This is a genomic window from Thalassotalea sp. G20_0, from assembly GCF_017744175.1.
GTDB lineage: Bacteria > Pseudomonadota > Gammaproteobacteria > Pseudomonadales > Endozoicomonadaceae > Endozoicomonas.
In genome coordinates, this window is record NZ_JAGHQV010000004.1 from 110120 (window position 1) to 134802 (window position 24683).

The 24683-nt window shown below is 49.6% G+C and carries 22 protein-coding genes and 1 riboswitch; of the genes, 14 read left to right on the plus strand and 8 right to left on the minus strand.

Translation table 11 applies throughout. The features are described 5' to 3' along the window. Positions 1 to 77: 77 nt before the first annotated feature. From J7438_RS03435 to mobB, 4 genes are all read right to left on the minus strand, one after another. Entirely contained in the window at positions 78 to 1202 is a 1125-nt protein-coding gene (locus tag J7438_RS03435) for a Na/Pi symporter (protein ID WP_209275519.1), read from the minus strand. Positions 1203 to 1335: 133 nt separating this feature from the next. Further along, positions 1336 to 3114 carry a hypothetical protein gene (locus tag J7438_RS03440; protein ID WP_209275460.1) on the minus strand — a complete coding sequence of 593 codons (1779 nt, stop codon included), beginning with the start codon at positions 3112 to 3114 and terminating at the stop codon, positions 1336 to 1338. A gap of 165 nt (positions 3115 to 3279) precedes the next feature. Next, complete coding sequence (gene moeA / locus J7438_RS03445; protein WP_209275461.1) at positions 3280 to 4518, minus strand: molybdopterin molybdotransferase MoeA; 1239 nt, start codon at positions 4516 to 4518, stop codon at positions 3280 to 3282. 72 nt (positions 4519 to 4590) lie between these two features. Beyond that, the gene (gene mobB, locus J7438_RS03450) at positions 4591 to 5133 is read right to left on the minus strand and encodes a molybdopterin-guanine dinucleotide biosynthesis protein B (protein WP_209203979.1); all 543 of its coding nucleotides are present in this window, start codon (positions 5131 to 5133) and stop codon (positions 4591 to 4593) included. Between the two features lie 238 nt (positions 5134 to 5371). Further along, a riboswitch (molybdenum cofactor riboswitch) is annotated at positions 5372 to 5519 on the plus strand. On the opposite strand from mobB, the gene moaA reads away from it, so the two are divergent. The 5 genes from moaA to J7438_RS03475 all read left to right on the plus strand — a co-directional run bounded on the left by moaA (position 5508) and on the right by J7438_RS03475 (position 12550). Continuing rightward, the gene (gene moaA, locus J7438_RS03455) at positions 5508 to 6500 is read left to right on the plus strand and encodes a GTP 3',8-cyclase MoaA (RefSeq protein WP_209275462.1); all 993 of its coding nucleotides are present in this window, start codon (positions 5508 to 5510) and stop codon (positions 6498 to 6500) included. (Overlaps the previous riboswitch by 12 nt.) A 320-nt stretch (positions 6501 to 6820) precedes the next feature. Further along, a complete protein-coding gene (locus J7438_RS03460; protein WP_209275463.1) occupies positions 6821 to 7744 on the plus strand; it encodes a hypothetical protein in 924 nt (307 codons plus the stop codon). Between the two features lie 156 nt (positions 7745 to 7900). Then, complete coding sequence (locus J7438_RS03465) at positions 7901 to 9070, plus strand: alpha/beta hydrolase (protein ID WP_209275464.1); 1170 nt, start codon at positions 7901 to 7903, stop codon at positions 9068 to 9070. 100 nt (positions 9071 to 9170) lie between these two features. Continuing rightward, positions 9171 to 10142 (plus strand): aldo/keto reductase, encoded by a 972-nt coding sequence (locus J7438_RS03470; protein ID WP_209275465.1) that lies wholly within the window; start codon positions 9171 to 9173, stop codon positions 10140 to 10142. A 593-nt stretch (positions 10143 to 10735) separates the two neighbouring features. Further along, complete coding sequence (locus J7438_RS03475; protein ID WP_209275466.1) at positions 10736 to 12550, plus strand: DEAD/DEAH box helicase; 1815 nt, start codon at positions 10736 to 10738, stop codon at positions 12548 to 12550. 58 nt (positions 12551 to 12608) lie between these two features. Here the strand turns inward: J7438_RS03475 and J7438_RS03480 are convergent, their stop codons facing one another. Next, positions 12609 to 13556, minus strand: coding sequence for a cysteine peptidase family C39 domain-containing protein (locus J7438_RS03480; protein ID WP_209201612.1), 948 nt, complete (start codon positions 13554 to 13556; stop codon positions 12609 to 12611). A gap of 493 nt (positions 13557 to 14049) precedes the next feature. Then, positions 14050 to 14724 carry a PAQR family membrane homeostasis protein TrhA gene (gene trhA, locus J7438_RS03485; RefSeq protein WP_209275467.1) on the minus strand — a complete coding sequence of 225 codons (675 nt, stop codon included), beginning with the start codon at positions 14722 to 14724 and terminating at the stop codon, positions 14050 to 14052. A gap of 51 nt (positions 14725 to 14775) precedes the next feature. Here trhA and J7438_RS27580 point away from each other — a divergent pair, with 51 nt between their 5' ends. Continuing rightward, entirely contained in the window at positions 14776 to 14901 is a 126-nt protein-coding gene (locus J7438_RS27580) for a hypothetical protein (protein WP_286196372.1), read from the plus strand. A gap of 165 nt (positions 14902 to 15066) precedes the next feature. Next, positions 15067 to 15798: an META domain-containing protein gene (locus J7438_RS03490; RefSeq protein WP_209275468.1), complete on the plus strand. Its 732-nt coding sequence runs from the start codon at positions 15067 to 15069 to the stop codon at positions 15796 to 15798. Positions 15799 to 15846: 48 nt separating this feature from the next. Here J7438_RS03490 and J7438_RS03495 read toward each other — a convergent pair whose 3' ends face one another. Then, complete coding sequence (locus J7438_RS03495) at positions 15847 to 16239, minus strand: acyl-CoA thioesterase (protein ID WP_209201609.1); 393 nt, start codon at positions 16237 to 16239, stop codon at positions 15847 to 15849. Positions 16240 to 16413: 174 nt separating this feature from the next. On the opposite strand from J7438_RS03495, the gene J7438_RS03500 reads away from it, so the two are divergent. The 6 genes from J7438_RS03500 (at position 16414) to J7438_RS03525 (ending at position 22664) form a co-directional block, all read left to right on the plus strand. Continuing rightward, on the plus strand, positions 16414 to 17262 hold the full coding sequence (locus J7438_RS03500; RefSeq protein WP_209275469.1) for a CvfB family protein: 849 nt from the start codon (positions 16414 to 16416) through the stop codon (positions 17260 to 17262). Between the two features lie 132 nt (positions 17263 to 17394). Beyond that, on the plus strand, positions 17395 to 17727 hold the full coding sequence (locus J7438_RS03505) for a PBPRA1643 family SWIM/SEC-C metal-binding motif protein (RefSeq protein WP_209201607.1): 333 nt from the start codon (positions 17395 to 17397) through the stop codon (positions 17725 to 17727). Between the two features lie 228 nt (positions 17728 to 17955). Further along, a complete protein-coding gene (locus J7438_RS03510) occupies positions 17956 to 19164 on the plus strand; it encodes an aromatic amino acid transport family protein (RefSeq protein WP_209201606.1) in 1209 nt (402 codons plus the stop codon). A gap of 105 nt (positions 19165 to 19269) precedes the next feature. Further along, positions 19270 to 19575: a GIY-YIG nuclease family protein gene (locus tag J7438_RS03515; RefSeq protein WP_209201605.1), complete on the plus strand. Its 306-nt coding sequence runs from the start codon at positions 19270 to 19272 to the stop codon at positions 19573 to 19575. A 370-nt stretch (positions 19576 to 19945) separates the two neighbouring features. After that, on the plus strand, positions 19946 to 21661 hold the full coding sequence (locus tag J7438_RS03520; RefSeq protein ID WP_209275470.1) for an AMP-binding protein: 1716 nt from the start codon (positions 19946 to 19948) through the stop codon (positions 21659 to 21661). Positions 21662 to 22232: 571 nt separating this feature from the next. After that, complete coding sequence (locus J7438_RS03525) at positions 22233 to 22664, plus strand: H-NS family histone-like protein (RefSeq protein ID WP_209201603.1); 432 nt, start codon at positions 22233 to 22235, stop codon at positions 22662 to 22664. A gap of 218 nt (positions 22665 to 22882) precedes the next feature. Here the strand turns inward: J7438_RS03525 and J7438_RS03530 are convergent, their stop codons facing one another. Beyond that, the gene (locus J7438_RS03530; RefSeq protein ID WP_209275471.1) at positions 22883 to 23620 is read right to left on the minus strand and encodes a DsbA family protein; all 738 of its coding nucleotides are present in this window, start codon (positions 23618 to 23620) and stop codon (positions 22883 to 22885) included. A 458-nt stretch (positions 23621 to 24078) separates the two neighbouring features. Between J7438_RS03530 and J7438_RS03535 the strand changes: the two genes are divergently transcribed. Beyond that, positions 24079 to 24351, plus strand: a complete 273-nt coding sequence (locus tag J7438_RS03535) for a hypothetical protein (protein ID WP_209201601.1) — start codon at positions 24079 to 24081, stop codon at positions 24349 to 24351. Positions 24352 to 24683 lie beyond the last annotated feature (332 nt).

Genomic DNA, 24683 nt, shown 5'->3' on the forward strand with positions numbered 1-24683 from the left:
GGTTAAGCCTGCAAAAAAAAACCTGCTGTGCAGTCAAGGCACAGCAGGTTTTTTTACAGAGCAAGGAATCTTGCCAATCACGCTGTCAGGAAAATAAGGACACCTGGCAGAATGAAGAATGCGATGAACAGATAGGCAAACGCATACATTCTGTTTCTGACTGCCAGATCAGACAGTTTGTCAGCCATATACAGCGGGATCTCCCTCAGCCACTTGATCCCGTAAATCAGAACTACGGCACAGAAGTTAAAGAAGAAATGCACCATGGCGATGGTCAGTGCGGGCAGGGCAGCAGGACCGGTAATTGCCGTGGCAGCCAGCAGGGCGGTAATGGTTGTACCGATATTGGCACCCAGGGTGAAAGGGTACATCTGTCGTACAGTAAACAGACCATTGGCCACCATGGGTACCATCAGGCTGGTGGTGGTTGAGGACGACTGAACCATTACAGTCATGGTCATACCGGACAGAATGCCGCTGATCGGACCCCGGCCAATGGACTTGTGCAGGGCATCTTTGGCTTTACCCACCATGACTTTTTTGAGCAGCTTGCCCAGACGAACCACCGAGAAAAAGATCAGGACAATGCCGATGCCAATCATGGCAATGCCAGCCAGTGTGCTGTCTGGCAGTACCGATACAAAACCTGTGACAATGTCTTCAGCCGGAGAGGTTAACGGGTCAATAAAGTTCAGGCCTTTCATTGACAAATTTTGACCACCAACCAGCATACTGGCTACCGATGCAGAAAGCTTGCTCAAAAAGCCTGTGAATAGCTCCAGAGGCAGAAGAATGAAAACCGCCAGCCAGTTAAAGAAGTCATGAACCGTAGAGGCGGCAAACGCCTGTTTGAACTCTTTATGGCAGCGAATATGACCAAGACTTACGATGGTATTGGTAATGGTCGTGCCGATGTTGGCACCCATGATCATCGGAATCGCCAGGTGAACCGGCAGGCCGCCAGCGACCAGGCCGACAATAACAGAGGTGACTGTACTGGAAGATTGTACGAGTGCTGTCGCCAGTGTGCCCGCCAGCAGACCCATGACGGCATTGTTGGCAAAGCTGAACAGCTGTGCTGCCGCTTCACTGCCACCCACCGCCATTTTAAAGCCGGAGCCGATGACACTAACAGCTACCAGCAGAGCGTAAATCCATAGAACAACGCGCAGCCAGATACGACCGTAATGTCGCGTGGTCATGGTTTCGAAATCAGCGCCCTGTGAAGAAGCAGATGTCATTTCAGACATAGAGAGTGCACCCCGGTGCTTATAAAGTTGATGCTAAAAGTATCGAGTCTTTATTACAGTTTTATGACAACTTCTTCACAAACAATCAGCAGATTTTTTTTTTGGGTGGCTCATAACAGTCTGAAGCGCTCTCTTGATCGACCTGTTTTTGCAAAAAGTCGATCATATATTTTCTGTCTTCTTTCGGTTTTTCCCTGGCTCTGACGATCTCTTTATCCAACAGTTCTTGCGGTTTTTCCGGTTGGGATTCGAAGGTGGTGAGCTGGTGTTTTAACAGCCATCCTGCGATATAGGGATCACTGAACTCCAATGCTCTCTCCAGGATACGTGGCGCAAATGGTCGCAATTCCTCAAGGGATGCTCCTCCCACCTCTAATAACCAGTCTATTGGCTGGTGGGTGTAGATGGGCTCCACCACTTCTTCCCGGGAAAGATAGCCATCAAAATAACTGAGCAATGCCGAGGTGGCTTTACCGGGGTTCTGTTTGGCCTGGTGATTATCCATCAGCCATTGGGCTACCCGAGTATTATAATGGCTCATGGCCTGTTCAAATTGATGCTGGGCTTGCAGAGTGGCTCCCTTGTCGATCAGCCATCGGGCGTTGGCAAGATACCCGCGGTTTAGGGAGGTATTCAGAGCCTGGTTAAGCAGCGCTGCGGAGGCTGCGGGTGTCAGGCTTGCCCCATTGGCCAGCAGCCAGTCTGCCTGAATGGCCATATCGATATGAGTCTCAGCAATCACCTCCAGCAATGTTGTATTGATATTGTGGCTGAACGAGTCGATGCCCCGGGAACGCCTGTTGATTGATGGGGCGGTTGCTGTGGTGGTCCGGTGATCTGTTATGTTGCCGGGCTGATTATCTGTCCGGGATTTCAGCTGGCGCAACGTTGTCATCGCTGTTTTGATATTTGCCCCGTTTTCCAGGCACCATTGTGCAGTTCTCGTATACCCCTGCAACATAGCGTGGGGCAACAGCTTATCCAGTCTTTCGGATTCTGTCAGTTTTCTGAGTTCTTTCCCCACCAGTGGTGTCAGCTTCAGATACTTCGCGAACCGCTCTGAATTCTCGGCTTTCTGTTGTTGGAGTTGCTGCAATTCACGACACTTTTTCAGCTGTGCGAACGCTGCATCCGGCAGATTACTGGTTTCCCTGAGCCTGCCGACTTCCCTGACTTTAAGGTTTATTGTAACAGTGAAGGCGGGATCCACCGGACCATCATCAAGTTCAGTCCAGAGTGTTTCTTTCATTGCCCAGTTAACCAGAGTTTCATCATGCTTCCATTGTTCACCGGTCCGGCTGATATCAAACAATAACTGATCGTCCACCCACGGGTTAAGTATCCAGTCCTCAAGGGCCAGAAAATCCCTGTGAACCTCTGCTCTGAGGAGCGGGTCAGGGATATACCGGTCATTGTAAGGTATGATCCTTCCATAAATGGGTCTAACGATAAATTCACTCTGTCGAACCTCGGCCTCTGGTGGATTATGGAGAGTTGCGGTTTGTGCCGGCGCTGGCAAATCCGTTTTGCTGGCTGACGGAGGAGGCAGTCGGGGATGAGCGGGATGGTGGGCCAACGTGCGTGGACTATTCGCGGCGGGGGCAGGTAATCTCTGGCCCGGTGGCGCTTGCCTGACGTAACAGGCAGAAGGGTGGCTTGGCTGTAAGCTAAACCCAAGATATCCGGACGTCCGGTTGGCTGGTACATGGCTCTCGATATTGCCAGTCCCCCTGCCGGGACTTGTGTTGACCTCTCCGGTGTGCTGCTGAAGATGGCCGCTGCTGTGATGTTGGCGAATACAGCCCCTGGCGGCCTGTCTGTAATATTCTATGGAGAGAGGGGCCTTGAAATGGGCGTTATCCACGTTTCCACCAGTTCTTTTACGGAAGCATATAAAATTGACCCGATATTCGAGAGTAAGTTCCACATCGGTGGTCATCGAGTGAAGGACAAACGCTAGTTTAAATTAGCAGGGAAATGGGAATAGCCTTGTGGATAAATGCGAAGGCTATTCTATTTGGTGGATAGTTTATTTCAACAGGTCATCAAACAGCTGCACATTCACCAGCTCACCCGCTGGTTTATCACCGTCTTCTTCCGCCAGTACGATATAGCAGTCAGAATGACTCATGGTACTGAGAACGCCAGACCCCTGATGACCGGTTGACATAACCTGCAGTTCACCGGATTCCCGGTAAACCAGTTTTGCCCTCTGGAAATCCCGGCGTCCCGGGCGCTTTCTGAGCGGGGTTTCCGTCGCCAGTGTCAGCTCCACTTTTGGTTCCGGTTGCTGGTGCATCATGTGGCGTAATGCTGGCGCGGCCAGCTGCTGGAAGGTGACGGTAGCCGATACCGGGTTACCGGGCAGGCCAAAGAAGACACTGTTCGGGAGCTGTCCAAAGGCAAACGGCTTGCCCGGTTTGATGGCCAGTTTCCAGAAGCTGGTTTCCCCCAGCTCATCAAGAATGTCTTTGGTGTAATCCGCATCGCCGACAGAGACGCCACCGGAGCTGATTACTGCGTCAGCTTCCCGATCAGCTTGCAGAAAGGCTGCTCTTAACGCCGCTTTGTCATCAGGAATTCTGCCAAGGTCGATGATGTCGACAGCCATTTTTTTCAGCATGGCCTTGATAACAAAACGATTGCTGTCGTAAATATCACCCTGTTTCAGTGGCTCGCCGGGCAGCTTTAATTCATCACCTGTGGAAAATACCGCAACTTTGACTTTCCGGTAGACCGTGACATTGGCAATACCCAGCGAGGCCAGCAGCCCGATATCCTGAGGGCGAACTCTCCGGCCCGGTGTGAACACCCGGGTGCCTTCCGGAATATCTTCCCCCGCTGTTCGGATATTGTTACCGGGCTGGTCCGGTTTCTGGAGAAAACGAATGCCTTGTTCTGTGGTCTCAGTCTGCTCTTGCATGATCACCACATCGGCACCTGATGGAACACTGGCCCCGGTCATAATGCGGATACAATGTCCTGCGGGAATCTCCCCGGAAAAAGGGTGGCCGGCCAGGGACTGGCCTGCCAGGGGTAAAGCATCACGGTTGTACAAATCCTTCAGTGCCAGGGCATAACCATCCATGGCTGAGTTGTCATGGGAGGGCACATTGATAGGCGATACGATAGGCTCTGCGAGCACCCTGCCAAGGCTGTCTTCCAGGGCAACGGTCTCGGTTTTGGATACTGGCTTGACACTGCTGGTCAGTGTTGCCAGTGCTGCTTCCAGCCTTATTAATCCATCAGTGGCACAGCAGTCGCTCATGATTGCCCTCTTTCATAGCGGGTGGAAAAAATAGCGTGCTTAACTCTCTGTTATGCCAGGTGGTGATGCAAGCTATTTTTCATGACAATAGTTTTCAATAAAGCTGGCAATATGTTCGGGGCTGTTGATATCCAGTTCTGCCAGATGACCTGGAAGGTTGATGCCGGGATTGCCATCCCAGGCGATGGCTATGATATGGGGGTCATCAGTAAACAGGAAGGGCTTGTTATAATCACTGCGATGAAGCTCGATTTTAGCGATGGGAGCCTCTCGAAAACCTTCCACCAGGATTAAATCCAGCTGATCCTGATTGAGGAGTTGCAGTTGCTCCTGCAGCTGTCGTTCATATCCATTCGGGTACTCGGTATAGCAAAGGGAGCGACCAGGCATGCTCAACACCAGTTGGCTGGCACCGGCATGGCGTAAACGATAACTGTCTTTTCCCGGTGGATCAGGTTCTATCCTGTGATGCGAGGCTTTGACCACACCGGTTCGAAGTCCCTTGCCAGCTAACAGTGGCAGTAGTTTCTCGATAAGCGTGGTTTTACCGGTACCGCTGAAGGCTGCGATACCAATAACCGGGATGGCGGCACTGATCTTTGGGGGTATTTTCATAGAAGACATCTTTCGTTTTTTGCAACCTGCTTGCATGAGGGTCAGCCCGGATATTTCATCAATCAAAAGGGGGCCATGGGCAGCAGGGTTGCCTGATAATCCAATAAAACAATAGTACCTGATAGCATGGTTTTTCGAGAAATAAGCAGGTAGGATTCACTTGGCTGTTGATAAAACGATCTCCCGGGAATTCTTTTAACAGTCAAATGAGGTTGTTTAACGTAGTGATTAAACTGAATTAACAAGCGAGCGCCGAGCTTCGGTACCTAATGGGTATGATCCTATGGACTGGAAGCCGCAGCCAGAGTGCGTATCACTGGCTGCCAGGGCTGTAGAAGAAACTTTGCAGCCTCCCGCGATTGGAAAGGTGTTCTATGCATTCTAATTTACCAGAGCTGCAGGACCGTCAGGGACGGAAATTCCCTTACTTGCGACTGTCAGTCACAGACCTGTGCAACTTTCGTTGCAATTACTGTTTGCCTGACGGCTGCCTTGACCATCATCACAGTGAAGCACTGACCATTGACGAAATACGTCGTCTGGTAACGGCTTTTGCTGCGGTCGGTGTGGAAAAAATTCGCCTGACCGGGGGGGAGCCTACCTTACGTCAGGACTTTTCCGACATTGTCAGAACCATCAAGCAGATCCCCGGCATAAAGAAGCTGGCCATGACCACTAACGGCTACAAAATGGATCAGCGGGTTATGGATTGGCTGGATGCGGGTATTGATGCCATCAATGTCAGTGTCGACAGTCTTGACCCCCGGGCCTTTGAGCTGATTACCGGCCATAACCGGCTGCGGGAAATTCTGGCCGGTATTCAGCATGCATTTGACCATGGTCTGCCATCCATCAAGGTGAATGCGGTGGCGATGAAAGGCATTAATGATGATGAACTTGATGCCTTTCTTGACTGGATCCGGGATTATCCCGTCTCTATTCGTTTTATCGAGCTGATGCAAACCGGGAACAATCAGGATTTTTTCCAGAAGCACCACTTCCCGGGAAAACAGATTCAGGAACTGCTCCTGGCACGGGGTTGGGTAAGAAAAATTCGTCTGGCCGATGCCGGGCCTGCCCAGGAGTATTGCCACAGTGATTATGAAGGTACGGTTGGCTTGATTATGCCTTACAGCAAGGACTTCTGTAATGACTGTAATCGACTGAGGGTGACCAGTCTGGGGCAGCTCCAGCTTTGTCTGTTTGCTGAGTCCGGCATTGATCTGAGAGATCTTCTGCACAGCGATGATCAGCAGGAAGTGCTGGTGGCTCGAATTCGTGATTCACTACAGCTGAAAGACGACAGTCATTTTCTTGAACAGGGATGGACCGGTGGCACGGACAATCTGTCTCAGATGGGAGGCTAGATGTAATTGACGGGTTCCATCTATCAATGACTCCCAAGCGTCGTTCGTCCTGAAGCGGAGGCGAAGGGCGTAAACACCATACCCTGAATACTGTACCAATCACCCTCCGACCGTGCACCCTGAGCAGGGCCAAAGGGCGCTCAGGGTGAACGGAGATTAACTCTTCGAAACGATGTACCAGTGCAGTCAGGCACCATCATTAAATCACTTCACAGGTCAATTTATTGAATTAAAGTCGAACATAACGTGTAGAGGGAACTTATGTTAATGAAACCCGACTAACTTGTGCCACGCAGCAACTTAGTGATGGGTGCTTTAACATGAATCCAATAACGAGTTCTTCCGGTCAGCTTCCGGTACATCCACAGACAAGTTCTCTCAATCCCGGGTCAGGTGACGACAGCAGAGTAGCGGATCTGCAAGCATCACTCAGCCGCATGAGTATTCCTGATGACCAGCCAGGTGCAGGCAGCACACCAAACCCGGTTAACATCGCTGACAGATCGGCCAGTATTCCTGCCAGGCCGACGACCTACGACTATGTGTGCGCTACTGATGGTAAAACTTACAAGGTGCTACCTAAGCAATTTACCCATCGTGATGGTTCTTGCGGCCTTAGATTAAAGCTGGAAAATGGCGAAAGGTTTATGCAGTGCTCAATACGATTTTCCAGTTATTCTCAGCTGGTACGCAGCTATATCGATCCTGATTTTAATGAAGATCAACATATAAAAAAATTGGTGCTGATCAAGGACCTTGAAGGAAACAAAGGATGCCTGGATTTTCTGATAAAGAACGATATTGTAAAAGTAGTGGGCAAGGTGGATTCCGAGGGCGCTGACTGCACGATAGTTCAGTTAACAGCAGATAGAAAGTTAAGTAAAAAAAGTATTGGGTTGGGTTCGGCTGATTCTATATCAGCCCGAATTGATGCCTTTTCCGGAAGAGTTCTTGTTCCCCCATCGAAAGCATTTCAGCAATTTCTTTCAAAAGGAATGAGAACCAAGGAAGCAATGCCCCCATCACAGTTGATAGTGCTCAGGAAATACGTTGCTGAACGTGATCCGAAAATACTTGAACGCTCTTCTTTTAGACACATTGCTATCTTTATGGATCATGGTAAACAAACGGCCAGACTGCCCGTTGGCTGTAGTGATTTCGGCTACACGTTAGAAGAACTGAAACAGTTTCGTCTGGAAAAGAAAAGTTCAGTTGATGTTGCTAATGATGTGCTTTCAAGGTAGTGGCTTTTCGACCTTGAATTATCTTCTTTTCATCTTCCGGGAGCGACGGGATATTCATTTAAGTTGGCCTGACAGGGCATGGCCGCTTTTCTGTCTTCTAACTGCAACAATGATTTTTTCTGAAACGATGCTCAGAATTAGAATAAAGAGGCTGTTATGACTTACGGAACTATTGCTGATCGATACGCTTATGAATCACCCTGGTTAAGGAGCCGGGCGAAGGAAGCATGCCCTGATAATGACCAAAAGTCGCGCATGGGGGCACGTTCTACTGAATCCGTCGAGCCTGATAGTTATTTATCCATGGCTAAGGATCTTATTTGTTCTGTCCCCGGAACCTGCAATTCAATTTTATCAAGATCTGCGGTTGTCCTGACGCCTTTTCATTGGATGATTGAAAACAGGCTGGGGGTTGCCAAGGTTGTTGGTATTGCCCTGGTGCGATCGCAAGTGTTTCCATGGCTTGGCAAGACTTTTCCTGATAAGTTCCCGGGTCTCCAGAAATTTCCGGGCTTACAGGAAAGCCGTGAGATTGTTAAGGAAGCCTGTGATGCAACCAATACCAGTGGCTTTCGGTTTGAGCAGCTCCCAATTAAACATGATTCGGGCATATTGCACGGCGTGATTTGTTATCCCCCTGACTGGGACCCGAGTAATAGTCAATGCATTCTTTATCACAATCCAAATGGTATGGTTCTTTCACAGCTACTGGGTAGAGGTTGTCTTCATCCGGGGTCAGCACCCGGCCGAATACAGTCAGAAAAGAAATGCCCGGTCATTCTTTATGACTATAGGGGGACGGGGTTAAACCAGAGTGATGGGGTGTCGGGTTATCTGCCTTTCTCAACCTATGAAACCATTGTTCAGGATGGTGCTGCTGCCCTGGGATATGCGTTGGAAAATTTTGAACATGTATACGTAGCTGGCACTTCTCTTGGCGGAGGTGTGGCAACCGTCTCGCTTGCCAGACACCTTGAAGCCAGCGGAGGGCAGGATGATTCAAGGGTCGAGTTACTGTCCCATGACTCTTTTACCACAGCGCCAAGAGTTGTTATGCCAGACAGGCCCCGACTTGCCAATTTTCTGGGGTGGCTGATAGGTGGGAATCTGGATGCTGAAGCCTCTATGCGTAAACTGATTGACCGTGAGGTTTACATCGTGTCACTGAACCATCGTGATGATCCGGTTATCCCGAAAGGGGCTCGTATGTCAGAATTTATTAAGTCGCTTCATCCTGGTGAGATGGATCCCGGGCGGGTATTTGCCAAAGAATTTTCCGGCAATAGCCACGCGGTAATGACTTATGAAATGGTAAAGTACCTTTGAGTGAATCAATGTTACTATGTCTGCACCCTAAGTAGCTAACCATATGAAATCACATATTTCTGACTACTTATAATTAGTAACCCGATTGGGTTGGAGTCTTATGAATCGAATTCCCCTGACTATTTTCTTGCCTGAAGCCAGCAGAATCGCCGCAGGCTGTATGGGGTTGGGTGGAGGCTGGGATAATAACCCGGTTTCAAAGGGTCATATGATGCAGGCGCACCAGTTTCTGGATAGTGCCCTGGAGAGCGGCATAAACTGCTTTGACCACGCCGATATCTATACCTTTGGCAAGGCTGAACAGGTATTTGGTGGCGTGCTGGGTGATCGACCAGAGCTGAGGGAGAAGATATTCCTGCAAGGCAAGTGCGGCATTCGCTTCGCCGAAGGAAACGTTCCCAATCGCTACGATTTCTCCCGGGATTGGATTCTGCACAGTGTGGAAAAGAGTCTTGCCCGTTTAAACACCGACTATCTGGACCTTCTGCTTCTGCACAGACCGGATCCGCTGATGCAGCCAGAGGAGGTTGCCGGGGCGTTTCATCAGCTGCAGAAAAATGGCAAGGTCAAACATTTTGGTGTGTCAAACATGAATGGCCACCAGATCAAATACCTTCAGTCATTCCTTGATCAACCTATTGTGGTCAACCAGTTGCAGATGAGCCTGACCCATCTGGACTGGCTGGATGAAGGTGTGCTGTTCAATCACCCGGAAGGGCCGGCGGTCAGCTTTACCCCTGGCACCGTTGAATATTGTCGCAGCCACAATATTCAGCTGCAGGCCTGGGGCTGCCTGAGCAACGGTGTGTTCACCGGGAAAGATACTCATGGTGAGCCCGAGGCTATTCAGAAAACGGCTGAGCTGGTCAAAGCGTTTGCAGAGCAGCAGGGTGTTTCCAGAGAGGCTATTGTGCTGGCCTGGCTGATGCGCCACCCCGCAGCTATCCAGCCGGTGATTGGCACAACAAATGCCGAGCGTATCAGGGCTTGTAGCGAGGCTGAGACTATTCAGTTAAGTCGTGAGCAGTGGTATCAGCTGTACGTGAGTGCCCGGGGCCGGGCGCTGCCGTAGCCTGAAACGATTGGGGGAAAATCCCTGGATGTGATAATCCCCTAGTTCATTCAGGGATAAAAACAGTATTCACTGTCTAAAAAACACGCTAGACTAGCAGACCTTTTTCTATCCCCATGTGCAGTCCTACTTATGGACACAGGGGTTTGTTGGGAAGTCCTGGCACTTCGTTTCCTGCATTTAATCCGGCAACTGTCCGCTCCTTTGAAAAGCCTATGGCAATCAAGAGCTCAGCCACTGGAAGATCAATAGATCTTATTATCCTCTGCCAATGCAGGCCAAGCTTGTTCATCAAGCCTCTCCAAACGCAGTCGTGGACCTCACAGGCGATTCGGTAACGTCTTTCTGTATTCGATCAGAGGGGAGTTCCGGATAGCGGCACCAGGAAGTCCATGGCTGCAAATTTTCCGAATGCTACTGGAACAGCGTCGGAAAAGTATACTGCCATCCTATTTCTGTTTGCTCCAAACGTCGCCAGCACCAAGCAGCCATGAGCCGGTTTACCGGACGATCAAATGCCGTCTGATCCTGACAGCTTTTGACAGCAAAATGGCGGCATTTTTATGGCAAAGAATGAATTTACGGAGTATCAAATGACTGATACCAACAACGCGATGACTTTTGCGGACCTGCCCCTGTCGGAAGCGGTAATCAAGGCTGTTCAGGATGTCGGCTATGAGAGCCCGTCACCCATCCAGGCACAAAGTATTCCTCACCTGCTGGAAGGTCGTGACCTTCTGGGTCTGGCGCAGACCGGTACAGGTAAAACAGCCGCATTTGCATTGCCATTGCTGTCAGCCATTGATTTGAAGCAGCGCGATCCGCAGGTTCTGGTCTTAACGCCGACCCGTGAGCTGGCTATACAGGTGGCAGAAGCCTTTCAACGTTACGCCCGTCACATGAAAGGATTCCATGTGTTGCCTGTTTACGGTGGTCAGGATATGCGCGGCCAACTGCGCAGCCTTCAGCGTGGAGCCCATGTGATTGTGGGCACGCCGGGCCGGGTCATGGATCACCTGCGTCGTGAAAGCCTGAAGCTGGATAGCCTGAAAACCGTGGTTCTGGATGAAGCGGATGAAATGCTGCGCATGGGCTTCGTGGATGACATCGAATGGATCATGGAGCAGACGCCCGCTGACCGTCAGGTGGCCCTGTTCTCTGCCACAATGCCTTACCAGATTCGCAAAATTGCAGATACTCACTTAAAAGAGCCTGCTACGGTGGAGATCAAAGCCAAAACGGCGACGGTTGACACCATTACCCAGAAGGTCTGCATGGTCAGCGGTTTCCACAAGCTGGATGCCCTGACACGCATTCTGGAAGTGGAATCATTTGATGCCATGATCATTTTCGTGCGCACCAAAACCGCCACGGTGGAACTGGCGGAAAAACTGGAAGCCCGTGGTTTCGCTGCGGCGGCGCTGAATGGTGATATGAGTCAGGCGCTGCGTGAGAAAGTGGTGGATCGTCTCAAGAAAAAATCCCTGGATATTCTGATTGCTACCGACGTAGCGGCCAGGGGCCTGGATGTTGAGCGTATGAGTCACGTAGTGAACTACGACATACCGTACGATACAGAAGCCTACGTTCACCGTATTGGCCGTACCGGGCGTGCTGGCCGTCAGGGCACTGCGATCCTGTTTGCCACCCATCGTGAGCGCAGGATGCTTCGTGCCATCGAAAGTGCTACACGACAGCGTATTGATACCATGCGATTGCCTTCCATGAGTGACGTGCGTGATATTCGTATCCGTCAGTTCAAGGAAGATGTCATCAAAGCGATTGACATGGGCGAAGAGCTGGATGTGTTCCGTGAGATTGTTGCCGAGCTTGAGCAGGAAAATGCCCTGAGCTATGAAGACATGGCAGCAGCGCTCTGCTTTATGGCCCAGAAAGAACGCCCGTTCCCGGATGCCAAAGAACCGGAGCAGCCCCGTCGTGAAGGCCGTGATCGTGGTGATCGTGATCGTGGCGAAAGACGTCGTGATGGCGAAAGGCGTGGTGAGCGTGGCCGTGAACGTAACAATGATGGCATGGTGCGTTATCGTGTCGAACTGGGTCGTGACCAGGGCATCAACCCGGGTGACCTGGTGGGAGCCATTGCCAATGAAGGCAAAATTTCCGGACAGAGCATTGGCCATATCCGACTGTTTGATAACTGCTCGTCAGTCTACCTGCCAGAAGGGATGGACAAGAGCGTTATTGAAGCCCTGAAAGGTGCCAGGATTCGCAACCGGCCAATGGAGTTGAAACTGTGGACCGGTGACGAGCCTCAAACAGAGCGCCGTGGCCGACGTGATGGTGGCCGTGGCCGCCACGAAGGTGGTCGCCGTGAAGGCGGTGCCCGTCGCGAAGGTGGCCGTGGTGGCGATCGTCGTCCACGTCGTGATAATAGCGGCACTCGTTAATAGCATTCCGGGCTATTGGTTCTTCCAGTAGCCCGGACTTTCTGAAACCGGGAATTTATCAGTTTGCTATCCGCTGTTTCACCTGAATGGCGTCTTTATCCCAGGATGTCTTAAAAGCATCCCGGCTGATCTCAACTTCCCAACCGTGGTATGGGTCTCGAATAAGAACAGATGTGTCTGTAACCGCATCAACAATAATGTCATGCATTCCCCCTTCCAAACTACTTACTGTGACTATTGCAGACCCATCCCGATTAACTGCAATGGCCAGATCTTCAAGATTTGAATGCCGGGTTTTAAAGGGGGATAGGCCTGCCGTAGATAATGCTTGAAATATCAGCTTGTCATTGCCAAGGTTGGTTGAGCGTAAGTCACTAACCGAAAAAGTGCCGTGATGCTGATGTATCAGCATTGCTGCAACAGCGTAACTACAGCCTCTGGTTGCCTGTTGTTGAATGATGGGTCTGCCATTACAGGTGTATTTGACTTCAATCGGTTTAAACTTCCCAGACTCCTGAATATGTTCTTTTCTTATCGGTTGATGCACTGTCAAGATTTCATGGTCAAGATATGTGAGCACATAACCATGCGCTCCAGAAAACGATATATTTTTGAGAACAGGGTCAAACCGGAAAGTATAATGGACAACAATTTCCAGAAGAGAGGCCGGTCTATTCCACATAAAATGATTTTTATCAAACATCTCCTCTCTCAGTCTTTTCGCTGCCAGATATTTTTTAAAACCTCTATCCTCAAGTAACTTATAGGAGGCAATAATATCTTCAACCGTCTTTTTGGTTTGTTCACAGGTTGTATCGTCGCCCCCACGAACGGTGTCAACATTGGATACTGGTGGGTATTGTCTCTGGTAAACGGAAGAGGGGATGCCAGCCAATTTTAACAGTGTGGCCAAAAGTTCCGGCGTTGGTTTATAAAAGGGGTTACTACTCTTGCCAGAGGGAGAATTAAGCGGCGTACGCCGACCGGGTGATGTCAGTTCTGGCATTTGTGAGGCAGGCTTGCCTGACAGCCCACTGGCCTTAATTTGAATAATGGGAAGCCTGGCATTGTGTAGCCTTGTTTTTTCATGAAATGGTTTTCGGCCATTGGAGGAAAATGACGGACCTTGTTTCAGGGTAGAAGATATTGGTGGAACCTGTTTGACCAGATGGCCACTGGAATCTGCTGTTTGCTTACATGGAGAAATAACTTCGTCTTTCAGAGCGATATCTGTTTTCGGAGCAGTATAGCCGGATGAGGGTTCATTCAAGGGGATCATAAACCAGTATCTTCAAAAAGTGCTTTATTACCAGTACACGGTTTCGATGCAATTGACAGGCTCCTTCATAGGCCTCAAGGCTCCATTCACCCTGAGTGGAGTCGAAAGACGCTCAGGGTGAACAGAGATTATACACATCAAACTCATCGAAATGATTTGATAATTTTGATTGAGTAATCGCCAAATAGTTTCCAGAGAAGCTGAAAAAATTTATTTTTCTTCAGGCTGGCGGTAATACATGGAATAAAACCGAAAAGAAGTGGCAGGCCGACCCACCTAATACAAAGAGATGCCAGATTGCGTGATTGAAAGGCAGCTTTTTCCATAAATAAAAGATCACGCCAACGGTATAAAGCAAGCCACCGGCAACCAGCCAGTATATGCCATTGGTTGACAAGTTCTCTGCCAGCTCTTTGGAGGCCGCCAGAACCAGCCAGCCCATCAGAATGTACGTGGTTAACGACAGTTTTTTGTACCTGGACCCAAACACCGCCTTGAAGATAATGCCCAATGCAGCCAGGGTCCAGATGACAGCAAAAAGAATCCAGCCAGTCACACTTCTCATGGTAACCAGAAGAAAAGGCGTGTAGGTTCCGGCAATCAGCAGATAGATGGAGCAGTGATCCAGTATCTTGAAGACGCGCTTGGTTTTTGGATGTTGAAAGCTGTGGTAAAGCGTAGAGGCCAGAAACAGCAGAATCAGGGTGCTGCCGTAGATGCTGAAACTGACCACCCGCCAGACATCAGCCTGATGGGCGGCATAGGTGACCAGCAGCGTCAGACCGGCGACACTGAGCAGAGCCCCCAGACCATGAGTAATACTGTTGGCAATCTCTTCAGCCAGGCTGTAGCCACGGCTGATCAGTTGGTTTCCTGCGGTAGATTTCGGGGCCATAAAACGTTTTTAATCAGTGCCAGTGCTGATCATACTGAATCTTATGCCCTGATGCATGGGAATTATCAGGTCATCCTGAATGTAGCCCGGGTACCAGGTCCGGGTGGAAAATTAGAATGGCAGCAATACCTGATGATCGACTACTTTAACACTATCAGTTTCTGCTTTGCTGGCTGATCAAAGGTTTTTTTTCCAAGGTCATCTGCCCCCGGCAGTCACCCTCTACAGGCTATCGCTGATGGCTGTGCCGCAGGAGACTCTCGAACTTAGACGACTCTTGCCACACACGCTTAAGTTCGACAGCCTGCAAGTTTATCTTTATTCCCGTTGCTGGAGTATGACATGAAAAGGTTGATTCACTCTTGTATTGTTTTGGTCACAGGCGCTGCCCTGTTTGGGTGCGGATCCCACAAGCTGACCAGTGTAGACCCCCAGTTGGTTGAGAACAAAACCTGGGTGTTGACGACAATGAACAGTCAGCCGGCACCGGGCCCGAGAGTCACCATGGAGCTTCGCCCTGCCACTGCCCTGGATGGACGTATTGGAGGCCAGGCACCCTGTAACCGCTACTTTGGTAACTATCAGGTTGCCAGCCATAAAATTCACTTTACCTCAATGGGGAGCAACAGAATGGCCTGTCCGCCACCATTGATGAACAGTGAAGCTGAGTATCTGGCAATGTTCCCAAAACTGGACAATATCACCATAAAAGAACATGGACTGGTATTGAACAGCGCAAGCGGTGACCAGGAACTGACCTACGTGACCGAATCAGCCAATGTGAGCGGTCAGATTACTGCCAGTGAAGGCACTTTTGCACCAGGCTCTGAAGTTATTGTGGTTCTGCAAGATAGCGCCATGCCCGATGACCCGGCTGGCATCATTGGCATTGAGCGAATCCGCGTAGGCAGGGCGGTGGATGTCGTGGATTATGTGGTCTACTATGCACCTGAGCTGGTGAAACCGGGCAGCAACTATGAGCTGTTGGCGGAAGTGATCCAGAATGGTCAGGTGATGTTTGCCACTGCGGTGAAGCCCTCTGTTCAGCTTAAGACTGCTCCGGCAAATCACTGAATCGTTTGCGGGTAAAGTGCGCCCTGTTAAGGTGCGCACTTCACTGCATCAAGCCATTTCCAGCACTTCTGACTCCTTCTCTGCCTTGATATGGTGCGGAGTCGGAGTGCCCATTTCGTCAACACAGACAAACACAATACGATCAACGACGATAATCACCTGTCTGTTGACCTTATTGCGTACCACACAACAGATGGTCAGTGAGGTCTTACCGGTACTGACTACTTCAATACCGAACTCCAGAATATCACCGCAGGCGGCTGAGCTGACAAAGTCGATTTCTGACATATATTTTGTCACCAGCAACTTGCCAGGGCCCATTTTGCAGGAAGCATAGATAGCGGCTTCCTCATCAATCCAGGCCAGCAGTGTGCCACCAAACAGTCGGTATGCAGGGTTGAGGTCACCGGGTTTTACCGCGCGGCGTGAAAAATACTTCATTCTGATGCTCCTTGCCTGGTTATTATGAAAACAGATTTATTGTGAATAATTTATATGACATTAATAAGGCAATTCTCACGCCATAAATAACGGACACTATTTTTGCTGGTGATAACAGCAGAGCCTTCACGGCAATGATATAATCCCCGCCCGCTTTTATTGCCGGACAGGCTCATGGTTAGAATAGGTCGCATGAACCACCTGAAGGTGGTCAATCTTCTGGATTTTGGTGCATTTCTTGACGGGGGGATGCTGGACGACATCCTGCTGCCCAAACGCTTTGTGCCACAAGGGTGCCAGGTTGGGGATGAGCTGGATGTTTTTATCTACCTGGACTCTGATGATGTCCCCATTGCGACGACACTCCGCCCCAAGGCTCAGGTAGGGCAATTCGCCTGCCTGAAAGTCACCGATACCAACCGTATTGGTGCTTTCCTTGACTGGAATATGCCAAAAGAGCTGCTGGTGCCTTTTAGTGAACAGAAAGAGCGCATGGTCAAAGACCAGTTTTATGTCGTGTATATCTATCAGGAACAGCAGAGCTATCGGATCGTTGCGTCGTCAAAAATAAGCAAGTTTCTGGCTACCATCTCGTCCAAAACACCCCATCGGTACAGTAATGGTCAGGCAGTTTCTCTGATGGTTTGTGACCGTACGGATATTGGCTATACGGCAATTGTCGAGAATAAATACCTTGGGGTTATTTTTGACCAGGATATTGACCAGCCAATCCGGATGGGCATGAAGTTTGACGGATTTATCAAACGGGTCCGGCCCGATCAGAAACTGGATTTATGCCTGAAAAAGCCCGGCTTTGATCAGCAGGAAATGAGCGACCTGGGTACGGTGATTGTTGCCAGGTTAAAGGCTGAGAAGGGCTTTTTGCCGTTTAATGACCGTACTGACCCTGCGATTATCAAAAGAGAATTTTCGGTCAGTAAACGGGTATTCAAAATGGCGATTGGTGGGCTATACAAAGAACGCCTGATTAGCATTGATGAAGATGGCATTCGTCTTTTATAAGCTTTGCAGGTATGCCGGAAAGAATTGGTCGGTGGCTAATGACAGGCACTTCCAGTAAACTGCTCCGGTTTTGCATTTCCCTTTTGCTCTCGTTCCGAGAGGTCAACATTTTCCAACTTAACAGGTGATCAAATGGGCAAATTTTATACCCAGACCAATCTTCAAATTGACGATAAACAGGCCTACCGGGTTTTCGACGGTAAAAAACAAGCCCGTCTCGGAACAGAAAAGAATCCTGCCGTTCTTACTGTGCAGACCGAAGAACGCCGGGCTGAGCTGGAACAAGAGTTTCTGGAGAATGGCTGGTTCTGCCAGATTCACGTGGATGAAGAAGCCGCAGAGGATATCTCTGCCCTGCAGTTGTTGAAGGATACGCCCAAAACTACGGTACTGGAAAAAATGCCGGGCCGGAATGATCCTTGCCCTTGTGGTAGCGGGAAAAAATATAAAAAGTGCTGCGCTTGATAGCCAGGGTCTATTAAGGGTTTGCTGCGAGCTCTATAGGCCCCCGGGTCAACCCCCCTTCAGATTTCTGGCAAAAACACCTGATAAGTAGAAAAAATTCTAATTCAGTCCATTATTAGTACTGACAGGTTATTTATAGAGCCATGTTGTCGATCTATTTTATATAAGTTTCCCACTTTCAAAAGCCACTTTTAGTGGCTTTTGTTTTATCAAACAGGTGGACCGAATATGAAAAGTCAGACGTTGGGTAGCAGCCTTCTGGTCGCCGGTACTTCCATTGGTGCAGGCATGCTGGCATTGCCGCTGGTGTCCGCACTGACCGGTCTGGTCTGGGGCGTATTCCTGATGTTTTTGATGTGGGGGTTATCAACCTACGGCGGTCTGTTAATTGCCGAGGCCTGCAGGGCCTGCCCGGAAGCAGAGAATCTCCATGGCGTTATGGGGCGTTTAATGGGGCCGGTTGGTCAGGGTATTGCCGTCGTCGCCATGCTGTTTCTCTATTATTCCCTGTGCGCAGCTTACATTTCCGGTGGTGCCAACGTGCTGGGCAGCCTGCTGGCCAAAGAGGGGATTCACCTGCCTTTTCGCATCACGGCAACGGTGGTGGTGTTGCTGGTTGCCATTCTGGTGGTGACCGGTACCCGGGTGGTTGATGTGGCCAACCGGGTGATGTTCGCACTGATGCTGGCCCTGCTGCTGTATATCGTGGTGTCACTGTTGCCCGAGGTCAGTTTGAGTAATCTTGGGTTGGAGAACAGTACCCCTGGCATTTTATTCGCGGCGCTGCCGGTGTTATATACCTCATTTGGCTATCACTGTGCGGTACCCACCGTGGTTCAGTATGTGCAGGGAAAACCCCGGCGGTTTCGCTATGCCCTGATTGGTGGCAGTGCCCTTCCGTTCAGCATTTACGTGATCTGGATGGCGGTGGTGATTGGTGTGGTTTCCTCTGCGGTGGTGGTGACCATGGCACACCGTCCGGACGGTGTAACATCGCTGATGGATGCCATAGGCAACCATTCCGGAACATCCAGTTTTGATTATATGATCAGTGCCTTTGCTGCCTTTGCCCTGGGCACGTCATTCCTGGGTGTGGCTCTTGGGTTATTTGACTATCTGGCAGAAGTGTTTGGTCGCTCTCACGGTATTTGGGGGCGTATCGAAACCATCACACTCACGCTATTGATTCCGCTGCTGGCGGCTATTTTTATGCCGGGGAGTTTTGTCACTGCCCTGGGTTACGCCGCTGTGGCCCTGGTGATTCTGGCGGTATTTATTCCCGTGGCCCTGGTCTGGAAGGTTCGCAAGCTCCATATGGAAGAACCCTATCAAGTGGCTGGTGGTATTCCGGCCCTGGCCATTGCCATTATTGCGGGACTTTTGGTGATCGTTGCCCAGTTTGGGGTGATTGGTGGTGTGTTGCCTTCTATTGGCTAAAAGGCTTTCTGAGAATAGACTCACTATTTCAGTAGCCCCGGACAGCCTCCTGCCGTGGTCAATTGGATCAAGAAGCAACTCGGAATCGTTCAGGAAGAGCAAAGAATGTCGGATGGATGTTGGTCGGTTTACATTATTCTTGCCAGTGATAGCAGCCTTTATACTGGCATCACCACGGATATTGAACGGCGCTGGCGTCAGCATTGCGGTACTGCTGGGGGAGCCAGGTATTTCAGGGGGCGGAAGCCACAGCAGTTGGTCTATCTGGAAGGTAATCATGACCGTTCTTCGGCCAGCCGACGGGAAGCGGCCATCAAAAAGCTGACTCGCCCTCAAAAGCTGAGTTTGCTTGCCTCACCGGAAAATTGCTGTGATCTTTGGACCGTAAAGCTGGTTAATACCAATCACTAAGGCATTGCCCCTGAAAAACTTCCTCTTTTTGCCACGGAGACACGGAGTCACAGAGGAAAAGATTTTTCTTTCTCTCCGTGCCTCCGTGGCAGGATTTGCATCTCGTTCCCACGTAGAGCGAGGGTGTGCATTGTATGGGGACTAGCGCTTTCCTGCACTAGCGTCCCGATCAGCTCATGGCTTTTTAGCACAAAAAGAAGCATAAATTATCATTTTTGGTTCAAGGTTGAACGTTTAGATAGTATGATCCTCAGAAATAGATGAAGCAAAAAGGATTTTTGTAAGACACCTGCCTCATAAAAAGCAGGCCAGGGAAATATAACTGTTTCATCGCCTTCCGATAACAACAAAAAATAAGTATGAGGTGTTCATGGAAGCCAGTTTTTGGGATGGCAAACGCGCCCCAGGCATTGCAGACCAAATTGATCTTGAAAAGTTCAAAAACCTGGGCGAAGTCATTGAACATGCAGTCCATCAATACGGCGACCGGCCAGCCTACACCAGCATGGGCAAAACGGTTACCTACAACGAAATCGATCAGCTAAGCACCCGGTTTGCTGCCTATCTCCAGAACCATACGACACTGAAGCCCGGTGACAGTATTGCTATTCAGCTGCCGAACCTTATTCAGTACCCCATCGTCGCTTATGGCGCAATCAAGGCTGGTCTGGTTATTGTTAATACCAACCCGCTCTACACCGCCAGGGAGATGAAACATCAGTTTACCGACTCAGGAGCCAGGGCGCTGGTCTGCCTCAATGTGGTTGGCCACCTGGTGGAGGAAATTATTCAGGATACGCCCATCAAGCACCTGATTGTCACTGAGCTGGCCGACCTGCTGCCCTGGCCGAAGCGGTCACTGATTAATCTGGCGGTAAAGCACGTCAAGAAGATGGTTCCCTCTTACCAGCTGCCCCAGGCGCTGAGTTTCAATCAGGCCATGAAGCTTGGGGAAAAATCCCGGTACAGCAAACCGCTGCCGGCCAATCCTGATGATGTGGCGGTGTTGCAGTATACCGGTGGCACCACCGGCGTGGCCAAAGGCGCTATGCTGACTCAGCGTAGCCTGGTCAGTAATGTACTGCAGACTGCCGGTACGTTGTCTCAGACCGATGATAATGGTGTGCCGCTGTCAAAGCCCGAAGGCAATACCGCAGTTGCGCCCCTGCCTCTTTATCATATCTACGCGTTCACCGTGCATCTGATGGCATTCTTCCATCAGGGTGGACACAGCATTTTGATTGCCAACCCACGGGATATGGATACGTTTGTCAAGTCCCTGAAGCCCCACAAGGTGAATATCTTCATCGGCCTGAACACACTGTTTGTTGGCTTGATGAATCACCCGGAATTTAAAGACCTGGACTTTTCCGAACTGCAGTCAACCATGTCCGGTGGTACTGCCTTGCAGGCGGCGGTTGCCAACCGCTGGCAAACGATCACGGGATGTTCGATTTCCGAGGGTTATGGCCTCTCTGAAACCTCGCCCGTGGTATCCCTGAACCCTGCAGGCAGTTACGCCAGGCTGGGCACTGTCGGCTTGCCAATGTCCGGCACGGCCCTGAAGACCATTGATGATGAGGGCAATGAGCTGCCATTGGGAGAGCGTGGGGAACTCTGTGTCAAAGGCCCGCAGGTGATGAAAGGCTATTGGCAGCGCCCGGAAGCAACGGCAGAAGTGATTGACAGCGAAGGCTGGTTTAAAACCGGAGACGTGGCCATTATCGATGAACAGGGTTATGTGCAAATCGTCGACCGGGTTAAGGATATGGTGCTGGTCTCAGGCTTTAACGTGTACCCCAACGAAGTGGAAGATGTGGTTTCCAAGCACGATAAAGTGCAGAACTGTGCCGTTATTGGTGTACCCGATAAGAAAACCGGCGAGGCAGTCAAACTCTTTATCATTCCACAAGACAAGAGCTTAACGGCGGAGGAGGTCAAGGAGTACTGCCGACTGAACCTGACCGCCTATAAAGTGCCGAAGCAGGTTGAATTCAGGGATGTTCTGCCAATGACGCCAGTGGGTAAAATTTTGCGGAAAGATCTTCGCGCCGAGGAAATGAAGAAGCACGAAACGGTTGCCTGATTTTTGCGCATCAGCAAGGCCCCGGTACGTTCCGGGGCTTTGTAATTAAACTGACTTTTAATATGCTTGAAACTTATTGCTTCAATCCATTGATTCAGTTTCAGCCAGAATTCCGTTTTTTTGGCGTATTTTTGAATATGAATTAAACTCAGTAATCAGGCTTTCATGAAGTAAGCAGGCGGCCACTTTTTGTTTTTTACCTGAAATGCGAGTAAATGATTATGTTGGCAGTGTTTTGATCAGTATTCTGGCTTTAATTAATCTTCCCTGTTTCATGCTGCTGATTTCTACCTTAACTGTTAACCTTTGCTGACTCCCCAAACCATGTGATGAGGAACCTGATTCTTCGTATTACCTTATGATTCATAGCTTCGTTGTAATGTAATTGGCCGTTACGCTTAACGATGTCTGAAAACACATTTTTGCGAGGTGATGGGAAAATATGCTCATTTTTTATCAACAATGCACGGGCTTTTGTCTATTTACAGGCAGAATTGTCAATGTTAAGTTTTTTACCAATTTTAAACCCTGCGTTTAATGGATCCTTTGATTTACCAGATTGGTTCAAACCATGAATATTTTTGATGAAGCTCTCGGTGTTCTGAAGTCTAAAGTTCAGGTGCGCAAGCTCTTTCACGATATGCACGCTGAAGACCTTCAGCGCGTCATCGGTCGCATTGAAGCCATTTACGAAGAAAAGGTGATGGCTCAAATGGAGGTTGAAGAGGAGCAGGCCCGCAAAAAAGAGGCGCTGGATGCGGTGGTTAAACAGATGAAAGAGCTGGGTCTCTCCCTGGGTGATATCAAAGACCTGTCAGAAGAGAAAAGCAGTGGTGGCCGTAAAGGAAAAACACGCCAGCGTTATTTGTTTCGCTACGAAGCCGTTGATGGTTCATCAGTGGATTGGGAAGGGGCAACAACCGGACGTATTCCTGCGGACTTCTCAGACTATCTTGAGCGAACCGGTAAAAATCGCAAGGCCTGTATCGTTTCTGAACTCTGATTGTTTAAATCCTTGCTGAAAAAAGAGCTTCTTACGTTAGACATTAAGCATCTTCTATTTAAGTGGTTCTGTGTTTGAACCACAAAGGCACAGAGGAAAAGAAAAGCTTTTCTTAGTGTCTTTGTGCCTTTGTGGTTCCAATGCAAAACCAGCAACACCGATCAACCAACCGCCAGCACCCCTCGTCAGACCCAGGGGCAGGTTGGTTTCACTCCTGCCTACCTGGTTTGCCTGAGCCTTTTATCAATCATCTCCTTCAGAACATTTTCCTGGTTAAACCCCCTAACCACTTCATCGGGGAACACCAGTGCCGGAGTACCGGTAATGCCCAGCCTCTGGGCCAGCATGATATTACGGTCCAGCTGTTTGTAAATCTCATCATCTACTACAGCGTTTTTCAGAGCCTCCAGATCCAGCCCCTGTTTTCTGACAATACTGGCAATGGAATCCGAGTCATGCCGGGCGTGATGAGACATCAATTCTTTATGCAGCGCAAGATAGGCGTCATTCCCTTCAGCCCTGGCTGCTAATAAGAGCGCAGCCGCCTCTCTTGAACTTGGCCCGAGGATGGGCATGTCTTTATAGATAATTTTCAGGTCAGGGTAACTGTTGACCAGCACTTCCAGAATCGGGTCCTGCCGTTTGCAAAATCCACAGTTCACATCACCAAAGTAGGCAATGGTCAGTTTGGGGGTTGAGGAACCGGCAAAGGGATCATCACCGTGAAAAAGCTCAGCCATATTGCTGGTGAGCACCGAGTTTTGCGCCTGTGATTTGGCTAACTCCTCCCGTTTTTTCAACTCATTGACAACATCGATAAAAATTTCAGGGTTTTCCATCAGGGCTTCACGCACCAGCTCTTTGACCTGTTGTTGCTGTTCCCGGTCCAGCGGTGCGGCCTGACTGCTGATTGGCAGGATAAGTGCGGTAGCGGCAATGGCCAGCAGCTTTTTCATGGTTCACGTCCAATGTAATGTTCAGGATTGTTTTTTACCATCATACCGGTTTGACGGGCGGTAATGGAATGCAGTCGCCATTGGTTAAGGCAATAATCTTGTAAATATTGCTATTTTTATTCTGCTTATTTATTAATCACTGCCTTCGCTGATCAAAAAAGCCGGGATTTCGGAAAAAGATGATCCAGATCAAAGTACATCGGGTACAGCCTGCGTATGGTTTTTATAGGGATAGCTTGAAGAGACCGCTTGAAGGCGTAGCGTCAAGACCGCTGGAGTACCCGAAAGAACAGATTATCGGTATCAGCCAGTGAGATAGGAGAAGCCAAATATACTTCATCTCAGGTGTTGTATTGGCGTCTCAGGCATTTGCCAGAAAAACGTACTAACCTGCTAAATGATCGCTGCCGGGGCCGATAACAACAGTTCCTTAAAAACACACGTAAAGGACTGAAACAATGAAAGTAATTGCTGTTGCTGTAGCGGGAATGTTATTGGCCGGTGCTGTTCAGGCTGCGGATAAAGCGGAAGATCTTCAGAAACAGGGTATGGTCTGTTACTCAATGGGCCAGGTCAATTCCGAAAGACAATCCGGTGGACGTGGAATGGCTCCGGACCTTACTGTCAATATTGCTCCGACTTTTTATATCACCAGTGACCGTGACTATAAAGCCTGCCGTAAGATGGCGGCGGAAAAGGGCGCTCATGTGATTATTGATCCGAATGCTTGATTTTTTGGTTGAATCGCAAGGGCTTAAGGTGCTGAGTGAAAATGATCTCTTGGTATTGTAGGCCAGCGTTTAGGTTCTGACCTTGTTCCCACGGGGCTCCGTGGGAATGCCTGCCACAAGCTTCCTGCCAACTACCTGCGAGAAGAATATCTGCTGACTTCCGTATGTATTTCCACGCAAATGATGATGGGAACGATTGATTCAGACTCTTACATGTGCTGTTTCTTAGTTGATTCTGATTTTGTTGAGGAGTTTTCCATCGGTGGGAGCTTCTTGGAAGGACATTTAGCAGGTATGCATTCCCACACCGGAGTGTGGGAAAGAGATCATGA

What these genes read in the sequence shown, in the direction of transcription:
- J7438_RS03435 (WP_209275519.1), bottom strand. Translation starts at nt 1,202, where the DNA reads ATGACCACGCGACATTACGGTCGTATCTGGCTGCGCGTTGTTCTATGG.
- moeA (WP_209275461.1), bottom strand. Translation starts at nt 4,518, where the DNA reads ATGAGCGACTGCTGTGCCACTGATGGATTAATAAGGCTGGAAGCAGCA.
- mobB (WP_209203979.1), bottom strand. Translation starts at nt 5,133, where the DNA reads ATGAAAATACCCCCAAAGATCAGTGCCGCCATCCCGGTTATTGGTATC.
- moaA (WP_209275462.1), top strand. Translation starts at nt 5,508, where the DNA reads ATGCATTCTAATTTACCAGAGCTGCAGGACCGTCAGGGACGGAAATTC.
- J7438_RS03460 (WP_209275463.1), top strand. Translation starts at nt 6,821, where the DNA reads ATGAATCCAATAACGAGTTCTTCCGGTCAGCTTCCGGTACATCCACAG.
- J7438_RS03465 (WP_209275464.1), top strand. Translation starts at nt 7,901, where the DNA reads ATGACTTACGGAACTATTGCTGATCGATACGCTTATGAATCACCCTGG.
- J7438_RS03470 (WP_209275465.1), top strand. Translation starts at nt 9,171, where the DNA reads ATGAATCGAATTCCCCTGACTATTTTCTTGCCTGAAGCCAGCAGAATC.
- J7438_RS03475 (WP_209275466.1), top strand. Translation starts at nt 10,736, where the DNA reads ATGACTGATACCAACAACGCGATGACTTTTGCGGACCTGCCCCTGTCG.
- J7438_RS03480 (WP_209201612.1), bottom strand. Translation starts at nt 13,556, where the DNA reads ATGCCAGAACTGACATCACCCGGTCGGCGTACGCCGCTTAATTCTCCC.
- trhA (WP_209275467.1), bottom strand. Translation starts at nt 14,724, where the DNA reads ATGGCCCCGAAATCTACCGCAGGAAACCAACTGATCAGCCGTGGCTAC.
- J7438_RS27580 (WP_286196372.1), top strand. Translation starts at nt 14,776, where the DNA reads ATGCATGGGAATTATCAGGTCATCCTGAATGTAGCCCGGGTACCAGGT.
- J7438_RS03490 (WP_209275468.1), top strand. Translation starts at nt 15,067, where the DNA reads ATGAAAAGGTTGATTCACTCTTGTATTGTTTTGGTCACAGGCGCTGCC.
- J7438_RS03495 (WP_209201609.1), bottom strand. Translation starts at nt 16,239, where the DNA reads ATGAAGTATTTTTCACGCCGCGCGGTAAAACCCGGTGACCTCAACCCT.
- J7438_RS03500 (WP_209275469.1), top strand. Translation starts at nt 16,414, where the DNA reads ATGGTTAGAATAGGTCGCATGAACCACCTGAAGGTGGTCAATCTTCTG.
- J7438_RS03505 (WP_209201607.1), top strand. Translation starts at nt 17,395, where the DNA reads ATGGGCAAATTTTATACCCAGACCAATCTTCAAATTGACGATAAACAG.
- J7438_RS03510 (WP_209201606.1), top strand. Translation starts at nt 17,956, where the DNA reads ATGAAAAGTCAGACGTTGGGTAGCAGCCTTCTGGTCGCCGGTACTTCC.
- J7438_RS03515 (WP_209201605.1), top strand. Translation starts at nt 19,270, where the DNA reads ATGTCGGATGGATGTTGGTCGGTTTACATTATTCTTGCCAGTGATAGC.
- J7438_RS03520 (WP_209275470.1), top strand. Translation starts at nt 19,946, where the DNA reads ATGGAAGCCAGTTTTTGGGATGGCAAACGCGCCCCAGGCATTGCAGAC.
- J7438_RS03525 (WP_209201603.1), top strand. Translation starts at nt 22,233, where the DNA reads ATGAATATTTTTGATGAAGCTCTCGGTGTTCTGAAGTCTAAAGTTCAG.
- J7438_RS03530 (WP_209275471.1), bottom strand. Translation starts at nt 23,620, where the DNA reads ATGAAAAAGCTGCTGGCCATTGCCGCTACCGCACTTATCCTGCCAATC.
- J7438_RS03535 (WP_209201601.1), top strand. Translation starts at nt 24,079, where the DNA reads ATGAAAGTAATTGCTGTTGCTGTAGCGGGAATGTTATTGGCCGGTGCT.